Source organism: Halomarina ordinaria (assembly GCF_030553305.1).
Lineage (GTDB): Archaea > Halobacteriota > Halobacteria > Halobacteriales > Haloarculaceae > Halomarina > Halomarina ordinaria.
The window spans coordinates 102,596-122,643 of the sequence record NZ_JARRAH010000002.1 but is presented as its reverse complement, the minus strand read 5'-3'; the positions used below and the strand labels follow the sequence as shown (position 1 = coordinate 122,643).

Annotated in this window: 19 protein-coding genes; 8 read left to right on the top strand and 11 right to left on the bottom strand. The window is 64.0% G+C overall.

Annotated features, from left to right (window positions below; translation table 11 throughout):
* Window positions 1-84: 84 nt before the first annotated feature.
* The 7 genes from P1Y20_RS15465 to P1Y20_RS15435 form a co-directional block, all read right to left on the bottom strand.
* Window positions 85-603 (bottom strand): 3-isopropylmalate dehydratase small subunit, encoded by a 519-nt coding sequence (locus P1Y20_RS15465; RefSeq protein ID WP_304449605.1) that lies wholly within the window; start codon window positions 601-603, stop codon window positions 85-87.
* Window positions 600-1,925 (bottom strand): 3-isopropylmalate dehydratase large subunit, encoded by a 1,326-nt coding sequence (locus P1Y20_RS15460; protein WP_304449604.1) that lies wholly within the window; start codon window positions 1,923-1,925, stop codon window positions 600-602. Before P1Y20_RS15460 ends, P1Y20_RS15465 begins: the two co-directional genes overlap by 4 nt.
* A gap of 61 nt (window positions 1,926-1,986) precedes the next feature.
* Window positions 1,987-2,934: a hydroxymethylglutaryl-CoA lyase gene (locus P1Y20_RS15455; RefSeq protein ID WP_304449603.1), complete on the bottom strand. Its 948-nt coding sequence runs from the start codon at window positions 2,932-2,934 to the stop codon at window positions 1,987-1,989.
* A complete protein-coding gene (locus P1Y20_RS15450) occupies window positions 2,935-4,140 on the bottom strand; it encodes a CaiB/BaiF CoA transferase family protein (protein WP_368662187.1) in 1,206 nt (401 codons plus the stop codon). It abuts the gene before it with no gap.
* Window positions 4,141-4,282: 142 nt separating this feature from the next.
* Window positions 4,283-5,674 (bottom strand): dihydroorotase, encoded by a 1,392-nt coding sequence (locus P1Y20_RS15445; protein ID WP_304449601.1) that lies wholly within the window; start codon window positions 5,672-5,674, stop codon window positions 4,283-4,285.
* Complete coding sequence (locus P1Y20_RS15440; protein ID WP_304449600.1) at window positions 5,671-6,339, bottom strand: isochorismatase family protein; 669 nt, start codon at window positions 6,337-6,339, stop codon at window positions 5,671-5,673. The genes P1Y20_RS15445 and P1Y20_RS15440 overlap by 4 nt, the downstream gene beginning before the upstream one ends.
* Window positions 6,340-6,410: 71 nt before the next feature.
* A complete protein-coding gene (locus P1Y20_RS15435; RefSeq protein ID WP_304449599.1) occupies window positions 6,411-7,415 on the bottom strand; it encodes an LLM class flavin-dependent oxidoreductase in 1,005 nt (334 codons plus the stop codon).
* Between the two features lie 208 nt (window positions 7,416-7,623).
* Between P1Y20_RS15435 and P1Y20_RS15430 the strand changes: the two genes are divergently transcribed.
* A complete protein-coding gene (locus P1Y20_RS15430; protein WP_304449598.1) occupies window positions 7,624-7,854 on the top strand; it encodes a hypothetical protein in 231 nt (76 codons plus the stop codon).
* Here the strand turns inward: P1Y20_RS15430 and P1Y20_RS15425 are convergent.
* The gene (locus tag P1Y20_RS15425) at window positions 7,816-8,589 is read right to left on the bottom strand and encodes an SDR family oxidoreductase (protein WP_304449597.1); all 774 of its coding nucleotides are present in this window, start codon (window positions 8,587-8,589) and stop codon (window positions 7,816-7,818) included. The genes P1Y20_RS15430 and P1Y20_RS15425 overlap by 39 nt on opposite strands.
* Before the next feature lie 178 nt (window positions 8,590-8,767).
* On the opposite strand from P1Y20_RS15425, the gene P1Y20_RS15420 reads away from it, so the two are divergent.
* Together P1Y20_RS15420 and P1Y20_RS15415 are read left to right on the top strand one after the other, a co-directional pair.
* Window positions 8,768-9,508 carry an ABC transporter ATP-binding protein gene (locus tag P1Y20_RS15420; protein WP_304449596.1) on the top strand — a complete coding sequence of 247 codons (741 nt, stop codon included), beginning with the start codon at window positions 8,768-8,770 and terminating at the stop codon, window positions 9,506-9,508.
* Window positions 9,505-10,269, top strand: a complete 765-nt coding sequence (locus P1Y20_RS15415) for an ABC transporter ATP-binding protein (RefSeq protein ID WP_304449595.1) — start codon at window positions 9,505-9,507, stop codon at window positions 10,267-10,269. The genes P1Y20_RS15420 and P1Y20_RS15415 overlap by 4 nt, the downstream gene beginning before the upstream one ends.
* 53 nt (window positions 10,270-10,322) lie before the next feature.
* On the opposite strand, the gene P1Y20_RS15410 is transcribed toward P1Y20_RS15415, so the two are convergent.
* Window positions 10,323-11,657: an MmgE/PrpD family protein gene (locus P1Y20_RS15410; RefSeq protein WP_304449594.1), complete on the bottom strand. Its 1,335-nt coding sequence runs from the start codon at window positions 11,655-11,657 to the stop codon at window positions 10,323-10,325.
* Window positions 11,654-13,153 carry an FAD-dependent oxidoreductase gene (locus tag P1Y20_RS15405; protein ID WP_304449593.1) on the bottom strand — a complete coding sequence of 500 codons (1,500 nt, stop codon included), beginning with the start codon at window positions 13,151-13,153 and terminating at the stop codon, window positions 11,654-11,656. The genes P1Y20_RS15410 and P1Y20_RS15405 overlap by 4 nt, the downstream gene beginning before the upstream one ends.
* Before the next feature lie 111 nt (window positions 13,154-13,264).
* Between P1Y20_RS15405 and P1Y20_RS15400 the strand changes: the two genes are divergently transcribed.
* Genes P1Y20_RS15400 through P1Y20_RS15390 form a run of 3 tightly spaced genes read left to right on the top strand, consistent with a single transcriptional unit; the run spans window position 13,265 to window position 16,660 of the window.
* Window positions 13,265-14,557, top strand: a complete 1,293-nt coding sequence (locus tag P1Y20_RS15400) for an ABC transporter substrate-binding protein (RefSeq protein WP_304449592.1) — start codon at window positions 13,265-13,267, stop codon at window positions 14,555-14,557.
* Window positions 14,558-14,612: 55 nt separating this feature from the next.
* Entirely contained in the window at window positions 14,613-15,551 is a 939-nt protein-coding gene (locus P1Y20_RS15395; protein ID WP_304449591.1) for a branched-chain amino acid ABC transporter permease, read from the top strand.
* A complete protein-coding gene (locus P1Y20_RS15390) occupies window positions 15,548-16,660 on the top strand; it encodes a branched-chain amino acid ABC transporter permease (protein WP_304449590.1) in 1,113 nt (370 codons plus the stop codon). The genes P1Y20_RS15395 and P1Y20_RS15390 overlap by 4 nt, the downstream gene beginning before the upstream one ends.
* 42 nt (window positions 16,661-16,702) lie before the next feature.
* Here P1Y20_RS15390 and P1Y20_RS15385 read toward each other — a convergent pair whose 3' ends face one another.
* Window positions 16,703-17,077, bottom strand: coding sequence for a nuclear transport factor 2 family protein (locus P1Y20_RS15385; protein ID WP_304449589.1), 375 nt, complete (start codon window positions 17,075-17,077; stop codon window positions 16,703-16,705).
* A gap of 108 nt (window positions 17,078-17,185) precedes the next feature.
* Here P1Y20_RS15385 and P1Y20_RS15380 point away from each other — a divergent pair, with 108 nt between their 5' ends.
* Both P1Y20_RS15380 and P1Y20_RS15375 read left to right on the top strand, forming a co-directional pair.
* A complete protein-coding gene (locus P1Y20_RS15380) occupies window positions 17,186-18,616 on the top strand; it encodes an FAD-dependent oxidoreductase (RefSeq protein WP_304449588.1) in 1,431 nt (476 codons plus the stop codon).
* Entirely contained in the window at window positions 18,613-19,992 is a 1,380-nt protein-coding gene (locus P1Y20_RS15375; protein WP_304449587.1) for an MmgE/PrpD family protein, read from the top strand. Before P1Y20_RS15380 ends, P1Y20_RS15375 begins: the two co-directional genes overlap by 4 nt.
* Window positions 19,993-20,048 lie beyond the last annotated feature (56 nt).

Here is a 20,048-nt window from a genome sequence, read left to right as displayed (position 1 = left end):
ATCGTGTGTTGTAGTCGCACGTTTTACCAGTTACGCAAGGGCCGTGATAAGTATTGGCCGATATGGCCCCGGGATACTCGACGGTTACTGCTCGTTGAGTTTGGCCTTCGTGTAAGGTTTCAGTCCCCCTCGTTCGACGATCGACTGGAGGAACTCAGGGAGCGGTTCGGCCTCGTAACGCTCGTCGCGCGTGTGGTTGACGATGGTGCCGGTGTCGAGTTCCATGTGTATCTCGTCGCCATCGCGAATGCGTCCGGCTTCCGGGCTGATGAGCACCGGCAAGCCGAGATTGATTGCGTTCCGGAAGAAGATGCGGGCGAACGACTGGGCGACGACGCCCGCCACACCGGCACCGAGCAGCGAGAGTGGGGCCTGCTCGCGCGACGAACCGCTACCGAAGTTCTCCCCGCCGACGACGAACTCGCCGGCACGCACCGACTCGGAGAACTCGGGGCGAAGGTCCTCGAACGTGTGCTGTGCGATCTCCTCGGGGTCGCTGGAGACGATGAACCGCGAAGGGATGATCTGGTCGGTATCGATGTCATCGCCGAATACCCACGCGCGCGCCGGCGTCGCGGGGTCCGGGTCATCACCCGTGCTCATGAGCGGGCCCCCTTCGCTAGCGCGACATCGTCATACCGCGAGGTGTCGACACGCCGTGGGTCGGTGATTTCCCCGTAGAGCGCCGACGCGCCGACCGTCGCCGGACTCGCTAGGTACACCGACGACTTCATCGACCCCTCTCGTCCGGGGAAGTTACGGTTCGCCGTTGCCAGACAGACGTCGCTGTCGCCGAGGACGCCTTGGTGGTAGCCCGCGCAGGGACCACATCCCGCGCTCTGGACGACTGCGCCGGCGTCGACGAACGTCGTCAGCACGCCTGTCTCGAGCATCTGCTGGTAGACAGCCCCCGAAGCGGGAACGACGACCATCCGCACGTTCGGTGCGATCTCCTCGCCTTCGAGGACGTCGGCGACGACCTGCATGTCCTCGAAGCGGCCGTTCGTGCACGTTCCGACGAACAGCTGATCTATCTCGGTCCCCTCTACCTTCCCCACGTCGACTGCGTTCTCGGGGTTCGAGGGCGTCGACACTTGCGGCGCAATCTCCTCGGCCCGGTAGGTGTGGACGTCCACATACTCGGCGTCCGGGTCGGCGTGCAGCGCGGGGTCGTCGACATCAGTACTTGGAGCGCGCCCCGTCTGCGCCTCGAGATATCGTGCGGTTCGCTCGTCGGGCTCAACGATACCCGCCTTCCCGCCCATCTCGATGGCCATATTCGCCAGCACGAACCGCTCGTGGAGGGGTAGGGCCGCGACGGTGCTCCCGGCGTACTCCGCGGCCATGTAGGTACACCCTGCGAAGCCGACGTCACCAATGAACTTCAGGACGAGGTCTTTGGCGTAGACGGCCTCTGGGAGGTCACCCTCGACCTCGAACCGCCGGGTCTCGGGGACGCGAAACCAGAGGTCGCCAGTCGCCATCGCCGTCCCGAGGTCGGTCGAGCCGACGCCCGTGCCGAACGCGCCGAGGCCTCCGTACGTCGTCGAGTGAGAATCCGCACCGACGACGAGGTCGCCTGGGCCGACGTGGCCCTCCTCGACGAGCACCTGATGGCAGATGCCGTCGCCGACGTCATACTGGTGGGCGCCGTGCTCGGCGGCGAACTCCCGGAGTGCGTTGTGGTTGTTCGCCGCTTGGACGCCGTCTGCTGGCGCGTGGTGATCGATGGTGAAGACGGTTCGGTCGGGCGCGAACAGTGCCCCGTCACTGCCGGTCACCTCGTCGAACGTCTGGAAGGCGAGCGGTCCCGTGATGTCGTGGGCCATCGCCACGTCTATCTCCGCCTCGACATAGTCGCCGGCGTGGACGTCCCGCCCGGACTTCCCCGAGAGCTGTTTCTCCGCGAATGTCTTTCCAGTCATGGTCGAATCCGTGTGACCGCTTGCTGCCCGGCCAACAGTGGCCGTTGTGTACGAAACGACATCAATTGTTTGCCTCCTCGACCGTCTCCAGCACCCGGTCGACGGTGCCGCCCATGAGGACGTGGCTCGTCGCGCCAAGCCCCAGCGCCTCGCTGACGTGGCGGGCCACCGCCTCCACTCGATCTGGGTCCGCGTTCGTCTCGACACCCATTGCCGCGAGCATCCGGACAAGGTCCTCGGTCGGCGTGTTGCCGACCCCGGTCATCCCCTCGGGGAGGACGACGCCGCCACCGAGGCCACAGACGGAACTGTCGAACCGGTCGACGCCGACAAGCATCGCAGCGAGCGTGTTCGCGAGGCTCATCCCGTTCGTGTTGTGAAGATGCAGGCCGTACTCCATGTCCGGCCAGCGCTCCATCGCCGTGGTGAACAGGTCGGTCACCTGTCTCGGGTCGGCCAGTCCCATCGTCGTCGCCAGCGTCACCTCGTCGACGCCGGCCTCGACCGCCGCCTCGACGACCTCCAGCGTCGCCTCGGGAGCGATGCGCCCCTCGTAGGGACAGTAGAAGCTAGTGCCGACGCCGGCCTCGACCGCGACGTCTGTCCCATCGGCGAGGTCGACGATGGTGCGTACCTCGTCGAGAATCTCCTCGACGGTCATGTTCTGGTTCTTCCGGCTGTAGCTCTCGCTGACGGTAACGAGTGCGTTCACTTTATCAACATCAACATCGAGCGCACGCTCCATGCCGACCGCGTTCGGCACCAGCGCTCGGTAGCTCACGTCGGGGTTTCGGTCGATGCGGGCGGCCACCTCGTCGGCGTCACGGAGTGTCGGGACGGCCTTCGGGTGGGTGAACGACGTGAACTCGATTTCGTCGACGCCGGTCGACGACAGGCGGTCGATCATCTCGACCTTCTCGTCGGTTGGGACGAACTCGTCGAGGCGCTGGAACCCGTCGCGCGGGAGCATCTCGACGAGTGCGACGTCCTCGGGGAAGTCAAGCGCCACTCAGATCGCCCCCTCCTCGGCTAATGACGCGAGAGTCTCCTCGTCGTACCCCAACACGCCGCCGTACACCGCCTCGTTGTGCTTGCCGAGTCCCGGCCCGAGATGGCAGACTTCTCCGGGAGTCTCGCTGAACAGGGGAAACGCGTTCTGAACCCGCGCCGGCCCGAGGTCGTCGTCCTCAACGGTGACGACGGCGTCCCGGGCGCGGTACTGCTCGTCATGAAAGATGTCCTCGACGTTGTAGATGGGTGCGATAGTCGCGTCGGCGTCGTTGAACGCCGCTAGCACCTCCTCGCGGCTATGCTCATCCATCCACTCCTGGATGAGGCCGTCGAGTTCGTCGACGTTCTCCAGTCGACGCTCGTTGTCCACGAACCGCTCGTCGTCTTTCAGGTCCGGCCGGTCGATAGCGTCGAACACGCGCATCGCCGTCGGCTGGGCGCTCGCAGAGATGGCGACGTAGCGGTCGTCGCCAGTGCGGTAGACGTTCCGCGGGGCCGAGGACGTCGAGCGGTTGCCCGAGCGCTTCTCGATCGTGTCGAGCTGGTCGTAGCGTAGTGGCTGTGGACCGAGCAGCGAGAAGATGGGCTCGGTGAGACTCGTGTCGATATACTGGCCACTGCCGCCGTGGACGTCGCGGTGGTAGAGCGCGAACATGACCGCAAACGTCGAGAACAGCGCGGCGATGCCGTCGGCAAGCCCCGTCGGTGGCAACAGCGGCTCCCGGTCGGAGTAGCCATTGAGGTAGGCGAACCCGCTCATCGCCTCAGCGAGCGTGCCGAACCCGGGGCGCTCGGCGTACGGCCCGGTCTGCCCGAACCCCGAGAGCCGGCACATGACGAGCCCCGGATTTAGCTCCGAAAGACGGTCGTAACCGAGGTTCCAACGTTCGAGCGTCCCCGGTCGGAAGTTCTCGATGAGCACGTCGGCCTCCGAGACGAGGTCCTCAAAGACGACCTGGCCGTCCTCGATGCCGAGGTTCAGTGTGACCGATTGCTTGTTCCGCCCGAGGTACTTCCACCAGAGACCGGTCCCCTCCTTCTGTGGACCGAACTGGCGCAGGTGGTCGCCCGTTTCGGGGTGTTCGACCTTGATGACCGTAGCCCCGAAGTCGGCGAGAAACCGGCCGGCGGTCCCGGCCGATATCATCGTCCCCGCCTCGACGACCGTCAGGCCCGTGAGTGGGCCCGCCGACTCGTCGTCCATCGTCGTCTCGAGGCCGTTCATGTGGCCTCCGGCAGTCGGTAGCGGCCCAGGAGACGGGCCTCGCGGTCGATCGGTCGCGTGTGTGTCGTGGCGTACATGATTGATGTCGTGGTCGTTGATGTCTCGTTATCGTGATCGATCGTCAGATGGGGCGGTCAATGTGCGTGCCGTGGCCGGGGTCGCCGACGACCTCGCCACGTTCGTAGGCCACCTGGCCCTTCACAACGGTATGAGTCGGCCATCCCGTCACCTCGCGGCCGTCGTACGGCGAGTAGTCGGCGGCACTCTTCAGTAATTCGGGTGTGACCGTCTTCGTCTCCTTGAGGTCGACGACCACGAGGTCGGCGTCGCTGCCGACGCGGACGGTGCCTTTCTTCGGGTAGAGATCGAACGCCTTCGCCGTGTTCGTCGAGGTCACCTCGACGGCCCGTTCCAGCGAGATACGCCCGCGGTCGACCCCCTCCGAAAGGACGAGCGGGAGCATCGTTGCCGTGCTCGGGAACCCTGGAAGGCTGTCGGGGACGTCATCACCGATCTTCTCGTCGGCCATGTTGCAGCAGTGGTCGGTACCGATACAGGAGATTGTGCCGTCGGCGACCCGCCTCCAAAGTGTCTCGCGGTCGGTCGCCGAGCGGACTGGCGGATTGACGTTGTGGCGCTCGTCGGCCTCCTCGCTGGTGAGCGTCAAGTAGTGGGTGCAGGTCTCGCCGGTCAACCCCCAGCCCGCTGCCTTGAGCGTGGCGAGTTCGTCGGCGGTCCGCCCCGAGGAGACGTGGACGGCGTAGAAGTTCTCGCCATAACCGTGCTGGCGCGCCAGCGCGGCCCCCGCAATCATGCTCTGGGCCTCCGCGTAGTCCGGGAACTGCTTGACGAGGGCGTCGTAGTCGCGGTACTCTTGGTCCTCGTCGCGTTCGACCTCCAAGTACGGGTTGTCGCCCAGCGAGTTCGTTATCTCGACGTTCTCGGAGTGATAGCCGAGCGTCGTCGGGACGTCCTGCTTTGCGAGCGACCGGACGAACGTGTCGCCGAAGTCGTCGAGCATCTGACAGTCGACGCCGAACTTCTCCTCGGCGGCATACTTGTAGTTCATGTACCACTTGAACGAGGTGATGCCTAGGTCCTCGACGATATGCGGTATCTCCTCGACGTGCTCGAACGAGAGCAAGCCCAGCGAGAAGAAGTAGTCGTGGTAGTAGTTGGGTTCGGCCTGTGCGAAGTAGTCGTCCATTATCTCCGCGTAGGAGCCGGGACGCCGGAAGTAGTTCCCGATGGTGGTGACGCCGCCGACGAGGTCCGACCGCGACTCGCTCTCGGCGTCCTCTGCCAGCGTCCGGTAGATCCCGTGGTGGGTGTGGGGGTCGATGGCACCCGGGAGGACGTAGTTACCCGTGGCGTCTATCTCACGGTCGGCGTTGAGGCTCCCCGGCCGCGCGACGGCACTGACGACGCCGTCGGTCGCGGCCACGTCGGCCTCGAACGTACCGTGTTCGGGCGTGACGACGGTGCCGCCGGTAATGACGAGGTCGTGGCTCATGCGGACACCAGGCTGTCGACGTAGTCACGGACCTCGGCGGTCTCTAGCACCTCGGCGTATTTCATCCACATATCCAGCAGGCCGACCTTGTGCGAAGCCTCGATACGGTCGAACAGGCACTCCTGAGGCAGAACGACGCCGTAACCATACTGGGTCGCGTCGACGACCGTCGCACGGACGCAGCCGCTCGTGGAGTTGCCGACGACGATGAGCGAGTCGTGGTCGCCATCACGCAGCAGGTCGTCGAGTTCGGTGTCGAAGAAGACGCTTGCGTATGTCTTGTCGATAACTGTCTCGTCGGCCTCGGGAGCGACTGGGTCGACGATGTCGAGATCCGGGTGGTTGGGGTCGTCGTAACTCGACGGGACGACCCGGCTGTATACCACCCGCAGCCCCCGGTCCCTGGCGAACGCCAGAAACGGTTCGATGTGGTCGATGGCGCTCCACGCGACCTCGCCCATTGCTGTCCGATACTCCTCGACTGCCTCGAGGATGGGGATGTCGTCGCCGACGATAAGGCGTTGCATGTCGATGACTAGGACCAGCGGATTCTCCCCGAGGCCGCGGGACTCCCACGAGGAAGCACCCTCCTTGTCGTAGCCGGCTGCTGTGATGACCTGCTTGTCACGTTCGGAAAGCAGATCTTCCCAGATGCGCTCTGTCATTATCTCTCACACACGGCTGGGGTGGCCACCGGTATAAAATTTCGTCACCTGCGCACCAGGGGGGTCGAACGCTACTGCGTGTTCGCCTCGCCCGGCGCGCACGCCTCCAGCGTCCGCTCGACCCATGCCTCGTCGGTCCCCGCCGGCGCGCGAACGACGGGCAGGTCGACACCCATCTCACGGATGGCCTCGAGTCGCTCGCGCACCGATGTTGGCGTGCCCACCAGGCCGACGACGTCGAGGAACGTCTCGGGGAGACGCCGTGCGGCTTCCTCGGTGGTCTCGGCGTCACAGGCGGCCTCGACCGCCGCCCCGTATCCCGCCTCCTCGGCGACCCGGCCGTAGTAGCCGGGGACGTCCCGGAGGTAGTACGCCACGTGGTAGGCCGCCGCCTCGTATGCGACGGACGGGTCCTCGTGGACCGACGTCAACACGTACATCGCCACGTCGATGTCCTCAAGGTCGCGGTCAGCACGGTCCACCCCCTCGGCGAGCCATCCCATCGCCTCCTCGAAGCGCCCGTGGGGGTAGAGGTTCGGCAGCCAGCCGTCGGCAACCTCGCCGGTCAGCCGGACGTTCGCCGGGCCGAGCGCCCCGTTATAGATGGGGACCGACGCCCGTTCGGGTTCGAACGCCGCCCAGAAACTCGTCCGCTCGGGGGTATAGAACTCACCGTCGAACCCCGCCGCCTCCCCACGGAGGTACCGTCGGACGAGTTCGACGTACTCGTGCATTCGGGCGAGCGGTCGGTCGAACTCCACGCCGTGGAACGTCTCGACGACGCCCGGGTGAGCGACCCCTAAGCCCAGGACGGCTCGCTCGCCCGAGTGCCGATCGAGCGTCGCCGTCGCGGCTGCCACCGCCGCGGGCGTCCGCGAGAACACGTTGACGATACCCGTCGCCAGACGAATCTCATCGGTGTAGACTGCCCAGCGCTCCAGTTTCCCGAACGCGGTCATCCCCTGACCCTCGGCCGCCCACACGGAGTCGTAGCCGAGCGCCTCCGCCCGCGCCGCCAGCGCTGGGTCGTCACGCAGGGCGAACAATACCCCCGTCCGATTTTCGTCGGTCGTCACGCCGGCCTCCGGAAAGCCGCCGCGTTCGTCGGTCGCCTCTCACGGTTCGGTCGTGCCGTCCAGTCCATGTCATACGAGTGCACTTCACGGGGTGGTAAAGCTGTCGCGCCCCCGCTACACTTTTGCGAGCGACCCCCGCACTCCGATACATGCCTCACGCTACCGTAGACCTGGCCGTTCTGAACGCCCGCGTCACCGAGGGTGGACGATGCAGAGTGAAGTCGCCTGCGACGACGGCACTGTCGTCGAGGTTGTTGCGGATGTGACGCTACCGGCAAGCGACCGAGAGCTAGACTTCGCGGGAGATTCCCTGCTTCCAGGTCTGATGGGTCCACCGCAACGGCACCGCGCGGACACTGTTCATTCAAGAGGAGCTACCGGTGAGAACGTCGACACGGACTCACCCTGTCGAGTGGATGCCGCCGTCGACGACCAGTGACTCCCCCGTGACGTAGCGTGCAAGGTCGCTCGCGAGGTACAGCGCCGCATCGGCGACGTCTTCGGGCCGGCCGAACGCGCCGAGCGGGATGCGGTCTCTGAACGCCTCGCCCGCGTCGGTGCCCACGACTCGACTGTCCTCGCGGGTCATCGCCGTCTCAACGACGCCGGGGTGGACGACGTTCGCCCGGACGCCGTCGGACCCGAGCGCGTCGGCCAGTGCGTAGGTCATGAGTCGCACCGCGCCCTTCGACGCCGAGTACGCGACGTAGTCGCCCACGCCGTACAGCCCCGCGGTCGACGAGAGGTTGACAATGCTCCCGCCACCCCGATTGACCATCCGCCGGGCGGCTGCCTGCGATCCGAAGTACGTCCCCTTCACGTTCGTCTCGAACACGCGGTCGAATTCCGCCTCGTCGGCGGTCAGGAATGATTCAGCGCGGAAGACGCCCGCATTATTCACCATCACGTCCACACCACCGAAACCGTCGGCGGCCGCCACCGCCTGCTCCAAGGCGGTCGGGTCGCGGACGTCGCACTCGACGAACCGCGCCCGCCGGTCGGTCTCGTCGGCGATACGCTCGTGTGTCGGCGCACCCCCTTCACGAGGCTGTTCGCGCAGGTCCGCGACGACGACGTCCGCGCCGTGAGCGGCGAACCGTCGCGCGATGGCTCGCCCGATTCCGCTGGTCGCGCCGGTGACGACTGCCGTCCGGTCGCCCAGAAGCTGATCCATGCCACCACATCGCAGTAAGACACGTTGTGTGTTTCGCCACGGCGGAGTGCCTGCAGGCGGATGCGTTGTGCATCGTTAGGGGATTCTCCACTGTCGAGTGAATCGCGCCCCAGGCGAAGTGACTGTGCGTGCAACTGTGTACCAACGCTTAAGTTGGTACCTTGCATCACCCTGGTCAATGGCACCGCTTCTTGAGACCGACGGATTGCGCAAGACGTTCGGCGCGCTCGTCGCGAACGACGGTATCTCCCTCTCCGTCAAGGACGGCGAAGTGCGGGGCATCATCGGGCCGAACGGCAGTGGAAAGTCGACGTTCTTCAACACGGTCACCGGATTCTACCAGCCAGACGGGGGGACGGTGACGTTCGACGGCGAAGACGTAACGCGGCTCGCCTCCCACGAGATCGCGCGCAAGGGACTAGCACGGACGTTCCAGATCGTCTCGCCGTTCGAGAGTCTGACCGTCCGAGAGAACCTTCTCGCGGTCCACTCGAAGGGACTTCGGGTCCGCTCCGAGAAGCGCGAACGCGCCGGCGAGATACTGGAGTTCCTCGACATCGCCCACCTCGCGGACGACGAGGCCAGCGAGATGAGCGGCGGACAACAGAAACTCCTCGAACTGGCGCGCCTGCTCATGCTCGACCCGAAGTGCATCCTCCTCGACGAACCGACTGCGGGCGTCAACCCCGCCCTCCAGAAGCGCATCCTCGACCGACTGCTCGCGATGAACGACCGTGGGACGACGTTCGTCATCGTTGAACACGACATGGACCTCATCAGGGAGTTTGCGGACACGGTCAGCGTCTTCGATCAGGGGCGCATCATCGCAGAGGGGACGTTCGACGAGGTGACCGCGGAGTCGCGGGTCCGTGATGCGTACCTCGGCGCCGAGAGCGATATCGAGGAGGTGCTCGGATGAGCGTCGACCCGGACCCGACGGCCGACGACGGCGACGCCGTGTCCCCGCGGGCCGACCGACTCGTCGTCGAGGACGTGGTGACGGGGTATGGGAACCACGAGATCATCCACGGCGTGTCGGCGCGGAGCCACGAGGGGGTCACCTGTATCTTCGGTCCCAACGGATCGGGGAAGTCGACACTCATCAAGGCTATGGGCGGCAAACTCCCCCTCTGGAGCGGGCGCAAGCGGATGGGCGATCGTGACTTGACCGACGCCAACGCCAGCGACATGGTCGACGCTGGTATCATCACCGTCCCACAGGACGGGGGGCTGTTCCCGACGATGACGGTCCGGGAGAATCTCCTGCTTGGGGGCCACTCGGTCGACGACGACGACGTCGTACGGCGGCGCATAGACGATGCGCTCGATGCGTTCCCCGTGCTCAGCGACAAGACGGCGGCACAAGCCCGCGCGCTCTCGGGGGGCCAGCAGATGATGCTGAGTTTCGCCCGCGCGATGGTCTCTGGCGCGGATGTCTTCCTCCTCGACGAACCATCGGCAGGCCTCGCGCCGGCGCTAGTAGACGACGTGATGGACCAGGTCCAGACACTCGTCGACAGCGGCGTCCAGGTCGTGCTGGTCGAGCAGAACGTCAAGACCGCGCTGCGGGTCGCAGACCACGTCTATATTCTCGCACAGGGGCGTACGCAGTTCGACGGTCCGCCCGCTGACCTCGCCGAGGAGGACGAACTCATCGAACTGTACCTCGGCATCAACTGAGGCACCGCGACCGGCGGTTGTCGCCTCGCGTTCGGTTCGTCGTCTCCTGTCGGTCAGTCGTCCGCCCGGAGCAGGGCACAGAGCGACTGCGGGTCGGCCGGCCCCTCGCGCGTCGCGGCCCACAGCGTGTCTCTTCGCGTGTCGCCGAGCACCGGCCGGACGAGGGCATCGAACTTCTCGTGGATAGCCGCCTCGTCGTACGGTCGCTCGGCTCCGCCGGCCGCGTGGACCACCTCCTCCGTGACCGAGGTGCCGTCGGTCGTTCTCATCGTGACCCGCGCGGACCGCCGGTCGGGGAGTCTATCGCGCATCTCGTCGGTGGCGACCACCTCGACCCGGTCGGCGAGCGCTAGCGCCGCGTCGTCGATGGCGTCGTCGACGAACGCCGCCTTGCCGGCGGTGCTGTGGACGAGTCTGGTAGCGACGGCGAACGGGACGGAGAACTTCGCCTGGAGCGCGTTGCGTGGGTGAGTCTCGGTGAGACCGGCCGCCGTCGGGTACGTCTCGACACGGACACGCTCGACGGTTGCCGGGTCGAGGCCATCGTCGAGGAGGGCCTCGACCGCATCGATGGTGGGGTGAGTGTAGCGACAGGCTGCGTGGCGTTTGAAATATCCGAGCGTGACGTCCCAGCGCTCGCCCAATTCGGCACCGAGCGCCTCGCGGTCGACCTCGCCGTCAGCGGCGAGATCGAGGTGTCTGGCGACCCCGTCCTCGACACCGGAGAACCCCGCAGCAGCGAGGTCGGCGGCAAGGAGCCCCGAGAGGTTCGCACCGCCGGCGAACGCCTGGCGGACGGTCGCACCCTCGGTCGCCGCCGCCATCAGCGTGTGCTGGGCATCCTTGGCGGCGATGCGCGCTGCTGTCCGGATATCCTCGGCGTCGTATCCGCGGTGGACGGCGACGCCGACGGCGGCGCCGACCGGTCCCCAGACACCGTGTGGGTGGTAGCCCGCCGCGAGCGGGTAGCACGCGCGTCCGGCCCGGGCGGCGGCCTCGTAGCCCACGACGAACGCGACGAGCAGGTCACGGCCGCTCCCGGCATCGACCTCGGCGTCGGCGAGCAGCGCCGGGAGGACGTGTATCGCCGGGTGGCCCGCAGCGAACTTATGGCCCTCGTCGAGTTCGAGCACCGTCCCCGCGGCACCGTTGGCGAACGCCGCGAGGTACCGCGACGTGGTCGCGCCGTGACCGATGACGGTCGCTCGGCCGGGCGTGCGCTCGCAGGCCTCCCCGACGAAACCTCGGACGTCGGGGTCGGTAGACCCGCCGACCGTCGCTGCTACGGTATCGGCGAGTACGAGGCAGGCGTGCGAACGGACGGTCTCGGGGATGTCCGCCCATGTGAGGTCGGCCGCGAACGTCGCGAGGTCCGTCTCGGCACTCACGCCCGTCCCTCCGTGTCCTCGCCTGCAGCCCCGGCGACCGATTTGCCAACGAACTCGCCGACTAAGTGACCCTCGGTGAGCGCCGTCATGAGGTCCATCCCCGGGATGTAGACGTTGGGGTCTCCGGCCTCCAGACTCTCGGAGGCGTTTCCCCCCGCGTAAAGGTTCTCGATGACCGACCCGTCCTCCCGGACGACCCGCATCCGCTCGTCGACTACGATGCCCTGTCGCGCCTTGACGTACATCGGCCGTATCTTTGCCGTGTAGAACGGCGGCGCGAGATTGTGGGGGTACGCCCGGCCATAAGGGACCTCGGCGTCGTCGTCGCGGGCGGCTCGGTTGACCGACTCGATAGTGCGGGCGAGGTCGTTGGCGTCGAGACCGTAGCGGTCAGCGACCGCCGCCACCGAGTCCGAAACGTCGAAACAGTCCTCGTCGAGCAGGAACGAGAACTGGTGGGTCGTGAGCGGTTCATCAATGAACAAGTCGACGATAGACTCGTCGAGGACGAGGTACCCGGTCGAGCTCTCCTGGTCGAGGATGTGCATGTCCATCATCCGGTAGGGGACGTTCCCGCAGTCCATGAAGCGTTCTGCGTCCTCGTTGACGATGATAGAGCCGGCCTTGACGAGTTCGTTCGGGAGGTAGACGCCCTCCGGGACGGTAAACGGGCCGTGCATGTCGTACAACGGTTCGTCGAGGCGAAGACCGAGTTCCTCGGCGATGCGGAGCGCATCCCCCGTGTTCTCGCGGGTCCCCCAGTAGTCCAGGTCGGCGATCTCCGGGAGGCGCTCGGCGACCAGTTCTGGATTAGCTGCGAACCCATCACAGGCCAGCAGGACGTGCTCAGCCCGTATCATGATTGTTGACTGACGACGCGGGACAGCGCTCGGATTCTCTTTGGAGGCGACACCGATAATCTGTCCCGTCTCCTCGTCGAGCACTAGTTGGTCGCAGGGGAATTCGGTTCTGATATCGACATCGCGGTCGAGAGCAGTTTCATGGAGTGCATCGGTGACTGGCTGGCCTGCTCGTGGAATAACTCCGTCGGCGCGGACGGGATAGTGCGTCCGATGGACGCGATGGCCAGCCATCTCGAACCGGCCGGTGTGGAGCGTCAGGCCCGCACCGACCTCTGACATAAGCCAGTCGAGCGTCTCTCCCGAACGGCCGGCAACGGTCGTGACGAGGTCGTGGTTGAGGGTGTAGCGCTCAGCGGATGTCTCGGTCTGCTGGACTAGGAGGTCCTCGTAGAACGCCTCCGCGCTATCGTCGATACCGAGTTCGTGTTGGAGTGACGAGCCGACTCCACAGATTTGCCCGGTGGCGACACGCGCTTTCCCGCCGACCCGGTCGGCTTTCTCGAGAAGTGTTACATCACAGTGAGCAGCGGCGGTCGCTGCGGCTGATAAGCCACATCCTCCCCCACCGACGATGATGAAGTCCGTCTCCGATTCCCAGTCGACCAATTCTGGGTCGACATTACGAACGAACATAGTCACATCTTGCCACACGTTCTCATAAGCGTTGGTACCGACACCCGTCGTGGCACTCTCTGTAAACCAAGTTTTATATAGTATCCGACTAAGGTCGTGACACAGCAATCCATGGCAAGCGATAGCAATTTCACGGAAACCAGTAGACGTCGGTTCATCGCAACGGTCGGTGCCGGTAGTCTCGTCGGGCTAGCGGGTTGTGCTGGCGGAGGGGACAATTCCACGAACGGAAGCAACGGTGGGGGTTCCTCGAGTAGCTCGGACGAAATCGTCATCGGGGCGAACCACCCACTGTCGGGGGATCTATCGAGGGCAGGAAGTGCGATGGCGCGCGCCGTCGAATTGGCCGTGACCCACATCAACCAGGGGGGTGTCGTCCCGGGATTCGACGACGGAGGTATCCCCAGTCTCGACGGTGCAACACTCACCGTCGAGCGGGGCGATAACGAGGGGACTCAGGAGCTCGGGGGCGAAGTCGAACAACAACTCATCGAAGCCGGAGCGGTCGCTATCACTGGCTGTTACTCCTCTCCGGTGACCCTGTCTGCAGCTCAGATCGCCGAGCGCGAGCAAGTCCCCCACCTCATCGACGTTTCCGTCGCTAACCGGATTCTTCAAGAGAACCAGCTAGAGTACGTCTACCGTGTCTCTCCCAACGCAACGGGGTTCGCGCAGAACTACGCAGAGTTCATGCCTGAAGTCGCGCGCTCGAACGACCAGACGATGGACACTGCCGGAATCGTCTACCTCGACACGGCGTTCGGCCAGTCTATCAACGAGACACTCCAGAGTGCACTTCCGGACAACGATGTGGAGATAGCGTTCGCCGACGCCTACTCCGCTGACCAGTCGAACCTCGACACCGAAGCCACGAGGGCCAGAGAAAACGATCCCGACGCTATCGTGTTCGTCGGCTACGGAAACGGTGGTATCATGCTTGCAAACAGTCTGCAGAACGTTGACTACAGGCCATCGCTGCTCACGGGCTGTTCGACCCCGACGTTCACCTCCGAACAGGTCATCTCGGAAATCGGGGAGTTCGTCGAGGGTGGGTTCGGGAACAACTACGACTTCGATCACACGCTCGACTGGACCGAGACCATCTTCACTGACTACGAGGAGGAGTTCGGTGACCCGTTACAGGTGATTCACACCTCGATGAGTTACGCTAGCACTATCGTCATTGCGAACGCAATCGAAGAGGCTGGCTCGACCGATCCGGGTGACATCCAGAGTGCACTCCAGAACATTACTGTCGAAGACCACCCGGCTGCGATGGGGCCGATTACGTTCCAAGACGATGGAGAAAACGAGAACGGTCTCGCCCCGATGCACCAAGTTCAGGACCAGGAAGCGAACGTCGTGTTCCCGGAAGAGTACGCACAGACAAGTCCGCAGTTCTGAGTTGACGGCCCGCCGTTGAGCAACTATTAAGTAACAGATACCCCTTCACCGAGGTATGTTACATCTTGCCGTACAGAGCGGGGTGCTTGAGCCGCTTCGAGAATTATTCGGTGATTTGATAGGTCTCAACCCCGTCTTACTTCAGCTGTTAGTGTTCGGGCTCCTGTTGGGGGGAATCTATGCCCTGGCCGCACTGGGACTCACGATGATCTTCGGTGTGATGGATATCGTGAACTTCGCCCACGGCTCGTTCCTCGTCCTCGGTATGTTCTCCTCGTGGTGGGTTTCGTCGACGTTTGGAGTGTCTCCATTCCTCACGATTATCGTCAGCGTCGTGTTACTGTTCGTCCTCGGGGTCGCGTTGAGCGTGCTAACGATCGAGCCGATTATCGAGAAACCCGAGGAAAATCAGTTCATCGTCACGCTCGGCATCTCGTTCATCATCATTGCGCTACTGGAAATCGCGTTCGGCGCCGATTCTCGCTCGCTGGGGATCCAGCTCGGTAACTATCAGGTCCTCGGGGCGAGTATCCCCAGAGCACAGCTATACGCCCTCGTCATCGCCCTCCTGTCGATCGTTGCGTGCTGGGCCTTCCTCTATTACACGAAACTCGGACGGGCGCTCCGCGCGACCGCAGACAACCGCGACGCTGCGTGGTACATGGGTATCAACGTTCCTCGAATCGATCATCTAACCTTCGGACTGGGGGCTGCGTTGGCCGGTCTTGGCGGTGGGGCCATCGTTCTGTTCTCACCAGTCGACCCATTTGCTGGTGAGACCTACCTCGTGAAGGCGTTCGTCATCGTAGTCTTGGGCGGTCTCGGCTCGTTCCCTGGTGCGCTCGTCGGGGGACTCGTCATCGGGCTCATAGAGGTGTACGGGAGCTACTACCTCCCGGGAACAGTATACGAGATCGTTATCTTCGGGATGTTCGTCGTGTTGTTGTACGTCAAACCGACCGGTCTGTTCGGGGCGGAGGAGGTCTCACGATGACGTCGGACCGAGCATCGTTCGCTCGAGCCCGGGACACGTACAGCCGTTTGAACGGTACCCCCTACGGAGCGACGGTAAAGCTAGTCGTCGGATTCGCCTTTCTGGCGGCGTTACCACAGCTCCTCGGTGTCTCCATCCTCGGGTTCAGTCTCGGTGCCTTCCTGAGTGTCAATGTCCTGATTGTGACGCTTGTTTACGCGACCGCCGGTCAGGCATGGAACATCATGTCGGGCTACACCGGCTACTTCTCGTTCGGACACGCCGCGTTCTTCGGGGTTGGAGCGTACGTCACCAGCAAGCTCAGCGTCGCGTTCGGGATCAATCCCTGGATCGGGTTACTGGTCGGTGCCCTGGTCGCCGGGGTCATTGGACTCGCGGTCGGCTTTCTGAATTTCCGGTACGACTTGCGAGGTCACTACTTCGCGCTAGCGACGTTCGCCATCGCCCTCCTCCTGCAGGTTGTCGTCCGGAATATGGAGGAGTTCGGTGCGGCGGTCGGCATCTACCGACCGTTCCCGGGGGACTACGGGGCGGAGTTCGGCCTTGTCGCGATGCAGTTCCGTGAGCCCAATTCCTACTACTATCTCATCCTGTCGTTCCTCCTGGTCGTTACAGTCGTGGCGTGGCTAATCAAGCGATCCCAGATCGGGTACTATCTCTTCGCTATCCGAGAAAACGAGGACGCAGCCGCCAGCCTTGGCATCTCCCCCTTCAGGTACAAGATGTTCGCGATCGGTACTTCGGCGTTCTTTACGGCGTGGTGTGGCGCGTTCTGGAGTATGTACGTAGAGATCATCCGACCGTCGACCGTTTTTGGTCTGACTCGCAACGTAGAGATACTGCTGCCATCGGTGATTGGTGGTGTCGGGTCGGTTCCAGGCACCATCATCGGCTCGTTCCTCGTGTTCCCATTGAGCGAGGCCCTTCGGGTCTCGTTCCCCGATATTCCCGGGCTCGATACAGTTGTCTACGGGATCGCACTCGTACTGATCGCGTTGTTGCTCCCGAACGGTGTCATCTCACTCGGTGATCGACTCGGGTGGGGCGAATCCGATGAGGTCAATCGGGAGTCGATGAGTGGTGAGGAGCGACCGTCTGACGACGACTGAGTACACACCCACACCCTCCGAACCCACTGTTGTGTAAGCTGATTACTCGGCGATACCCCCGAGCGCGAGGTCGTTGTAGATGTCCATTCGTTCGATTCGAGCATCGACAACCTCGTAGACATCGACGTATCGAACGTCCTCGAACGATTGTCCACCACTGTCGATTCCATAGAGGGTACCGAGACAGACCACGTCGCTACCCGTCACGATCCAGCGGTCGAACTCTTTTCTCGCCCACTCGTACTGTGCGTCAAGCCACGTGAGCATCTCCTCCGCTGCGTCAGCACCCTCGAAGCGCTCCCCGGGGAACTGGATGACTGCGTCTTCGGCGAACAGTTCACCGACCGTCTCCCGACACTCTTCGTCTGCCATCCGGTCGAACAGTTCCTCAACCACCGCGCGCGGGTTCGACGCCATGCGCGATAGGTTCACCGGAGCGGTTTTAAAGAGTTCTATAGGTATTATGTCGGTCGAGAGCTCCTCGCGTTGAGGTAGTTTTACCATCTCTCCGTCTCTGTTTGTCGTATGGCATCATTTGACGATATGCCAACTATCGAAGGAGCCGACGCGGAGATAATATCGGCTGACGAGGTTGACTGGGTCGTAGAAACGGACGTACTCATCGGTGGCGGTGGAGGGACCGGTCTCGTCGCCGGCCTCGCCGCAGCCGAGAACGACGAACTGACCGTGACTGTCGTCGAGAAGTCGGACTCTTTTGGAGGGAACACATCACTGTCGACGGGAATGATTCCTGCCGCTGGAACCCGTTTTCAGCGGGCAGCCAGTATCGAGGAACGGCCCGAGGACATGGCTCGAGATATCCTCGAGAAGAATGGATATACCACAGACGAGAACCGCGTACTCCACCTGTGTCGAGAGAGCGCATCGCTCATCCATTGGCTTGTTGATGATTGGAACATCGACCTCCACCTCGTAGATGACTTCAAGTACCCGAAACACTCGGAGTACCGGATGCACGCACCGCCGGGACGGAACGGGGACAACCTCATTACACAGCTCGTTGAACGCGCCGAGGCGACGGAGAACATCGAACTCCTCACCAACAGCCCTCTCCGGAAACTCGTCGCCGACGACGGGTCGGTGGTAGGGGCTATCGCTGGAAAGCGCCACACTGAGGCTATCAAGGCCGACGCGGTAATCCTCGCCACGGACGGATTCGCCGGCAACCGTCGGATGGTGAAGAACCACTGTGAAGAGATCGCCGACGCGCTGTACTTCGGCTCGGACGGCAACACTGGTGATGGTATCCGCTGGGGTGCGCAACTGGGCGGCGAACTGTCGTGTATGGATGCCTACCAGGCCCACGCGACCGTCGCCCATCAGACCGGGTCGCTGTCGACGTACGCCGTCGTGATGAACGGCGGCATCCTCGTCAACGAGGAGGGACGGCGCTTTGGCGACGAGACGAAGGGATACTCGGCGTTCGCCGTCGATGTCCTGGAACAGCCAGATGGACTCGGGTACGAAGTATTCGACGCCGACATTTTTGAGCGACTGGAGGGGGAGTTCGACGACTTCGACGAAGCCGCGAGGCTCGGCGCGTACGCTAGCGCTGGTGACGTTGCATCGTTAGCAGAGGAACTCGGCTGTGACCCGGAGCGGACAGCCGTGGCTGTCGAGCGGTACAACGAGGCGGTCATGGCGGGCGACCCTGACGAGGTCGGCCGCACCGACGGCCGTTCAACGTTGGAGGCACCGTTCTACGGTGCGAAAATAACGGGTGCGTTATTCCACACACAAGGCGGGCTGACCGTCGACGAGCACGCCCGGGTCGTTCGGACCGACGGAAGCGTCGTAGAGAACCTTTACGCAGGCGGTGGCGCGGCCGCGGGTATCAGCGGCCACGGCCCCAGCGGCTACCTAAGCGGGAATGGATTGACGACCGCGCTCGGCTACGGCCGACTGGCGGGCATCCACGTTTCGGAGACGCTATGACCCGAGCACTCCCCGAACCCGTCGCCGACTGGGAGGCATCGGTGTTCACGTTCCTCGAAACATCGCCTCCCGAACGCGTGCTCGACCACGGGGGCCGGACGGTGGCCGACGTCCTCGCGGCGACCGTCGCAGGGAGCGCAGCCCCGCCGTACTGCGAGACATGGACGGCGGTAGACCTGCCGCCGGGAACAGCTACGGTACTCGGCACTGATCGGACCACCGCCCCAGCGCAGGCGGCCTCGCTCAACGGAACCGCGGCCATCGTCCAAGAGGTTGAGGAGGGCCACAATACGGGCGGTCACGTGGGGTCTGGTATCGTCACCGGTGGGCTGGCGATGGCGGAGACGGCTGATGCGAGCGGTGCGCGCTTCGTCAAAGCGTGCGTGAAGGCCTACGAGGTGTGCGCCCGCCTCGAGGAGGCGATATTCCGGATGAAGGCGCGCATCAACGATGCGGTACCCTGGCTGGTCCGCAACCCCCACGCCACGTGGACGGTCGTCGGCCCCGCACTGGCGGGTGTCCTCGCCGCGGGCGGCGACGAGGCTGCGGTCAGGGAGGCGTTCAGGCTCGCGGCCAACCGGGCAGTAGTGTCGATGGACGACCCATACGCTGCGGGCCCGCCGTCGCGGAACCTCACCGCCGGGGCGAGCGCAGCGGTTGGGGTCTTGCTCGCGCAGCAGGCACTGGCGGGGATGACTGGGTCAGAATCGGCCGTCCGTGCAGTGTACGACCCGTTCGACGAGGACGAGCCCGGCTGGCTGACCGACCGGTTCGCTGATCTAGGTGTGCGTTGGGAGGTGACATACAACTACTTCAAGCCGTACCCCTCGTGTCGGTACACCCACCCACCGCTCGACGCGCTTCGCGATATAAGTCTCCCGACATCCGTTGCTCCGGACGACGTTGACCGAATCGTCGTCGAGACGTACGCGAACGCTGTGGACATGGCTCGCCGCAATCCCGAGACGCTCACCGGTGCGAAGTTCTCCATCCCGTACGTGCTAGCTCGCTACCTCCGAAGCGGCGAGGTGACGCTTGAGCACTTCGACCCAGAGCGGATCGCCGAGCCGTCGGTCCGAGCGCTCGCCGACCGCGTTGAGGTGCGTGTCGACGACGAGTTCGAGGTGTCGTTCCCCGACGACTGGGGGGCGCGTGTGACCGTCGAACTCACCGACGGCCGCCGACACTCGGCCAAACGAGCCTACCCACGTGGCGACTTCCGAGACCCCGTTGACGACGAGGCGTTCGACGAGCGCCTCCAGGCACTGCTCGCGTGGGGACTCCCCGAGTCCCGAGTTGATGGCGGGTTCCACGCACTCACGAATATCCGTGGACGTTCGGCGAGGAGTGTTGCTGCCGCGCTCGCCAGTCGATAGAACACATGTTCTAAGATAGCGAACGAAGCGACATCCCTTTATTGGCAGTCGGTGAA

Bases quoted from the DNA above. Each gene is read 5' to 3' on its own strand.
- P1Y20_RS15465 (WP_304449605.1), bottom strand. From the start codon at position 603: ATGAGCACGGGTGATGACCCGGACCCCGCGACGCCGGCGCGCGCGTGG.
- P1Y20_RS15460 (WP_304449604.1), bottom strand. From the start codon at position 1,925: ATGACTGGAAAGACATTCGCGGAGAAACAGCTCTCGGGGAAGTCCGGG.
- P1Y20_RS15450 (WP_368662187.1), bottom strand. From the start codon at position 4,140: ATGGACGACGAGTCGGCGGGCCCACTCACGGGCCTGACGGTCGTCGAG.
- P1Y20_RS15445 (WP_304449601.1), bottom strand. From the start codon at position 5,674: ATGAGCCACGACCTCGTCATTACCGGCGGCACCGTCGTCACGCCCGAA.
- P1Y20_RS15440 (WP_304449600.1), bottom strand. From the start codon at position 6,339: ATGACAGAGCGCATCTGGGAAGATCTGCTTTCCGAACGTGACAAGCAG.
- P1Y20_RS15430 (WP_304449598.1), top strand. From the start codon at position 7,624: ATGCAGAGTGAAGTCGCCTGCGACGACGGCACTGTCGTCGAGGTTGTT.
- P1Y20_RS15425 (WP_304449597.1), bottom strand. From the start codon at position 8,589: ATGGATCAGCTTCTGGGCGACCGGACGGCAGTCGTCACCGGCGCGACC.
- P1Y20_RS15420 (WP_304449596.1), top strand. From the start codon at position 8,768: ATGGCACCGCTTCTTGAGACCGACGGATTGCGCAAGACGTTCGGCGCG.
- P1Y20_RS15415 (WP_304449595.1), top strand. From the start codon at position 9,505: ATGAGCGTCGACCCGGACCCGACGGCCGACGACGGCGACGCCGTGTCC.
- P1Y20_RS15405 (WP_304449593.1), bottom strand. From the start codon at position 13,153: ATGTTCGTTCGTAATGTCGACCCAGAATTGGTCGACTGGGAATCGGAG.
- P1Y20_RS15400 (WP_304449592.1), top strand. From the start codon at position 13,265: ATGGCAAGCGATAGCAATTTCACGGAAACCAGTAGACGTCGGTTCATC.
- P1Y20_RS15395 (WP_304449591.1), top strand. From the start codon at position 14,613: ATGTTACATCTTGCCGTACAGAGCGGGGTGCTTGAGCCGCTTCGAGAA.
- P1Y20_RS15390 (WP_304449590.1), top strand. From the start codon at position 15,548: ATGACGTCGGACCGAGCATCGTTCGCTCGAGCCCGGGACACGTACAGC.
- P1Y20_RS15385 (WP_304449589.1), bottom strand. From the start codon at position 17,077: ATGGCGTCGAACCCGCGCGCGGTGGTTGAGGAACTGTTCGACCGGATG.
- P1Y20_RS15380 (WP_304449588.1), top strand. From the start codon at position 17,186: ATGGCATCATTTGACGATATGCCAACTATCGAAGGAGCCGACGCGGAG.
- P1Y20_RS15375 (WP_304449587.1), top strand. From the start codon at position 18,613: ATGACCCGAGCACTCCCCGAACCCGTCGCCGACTGGGAGGCATCGGTG.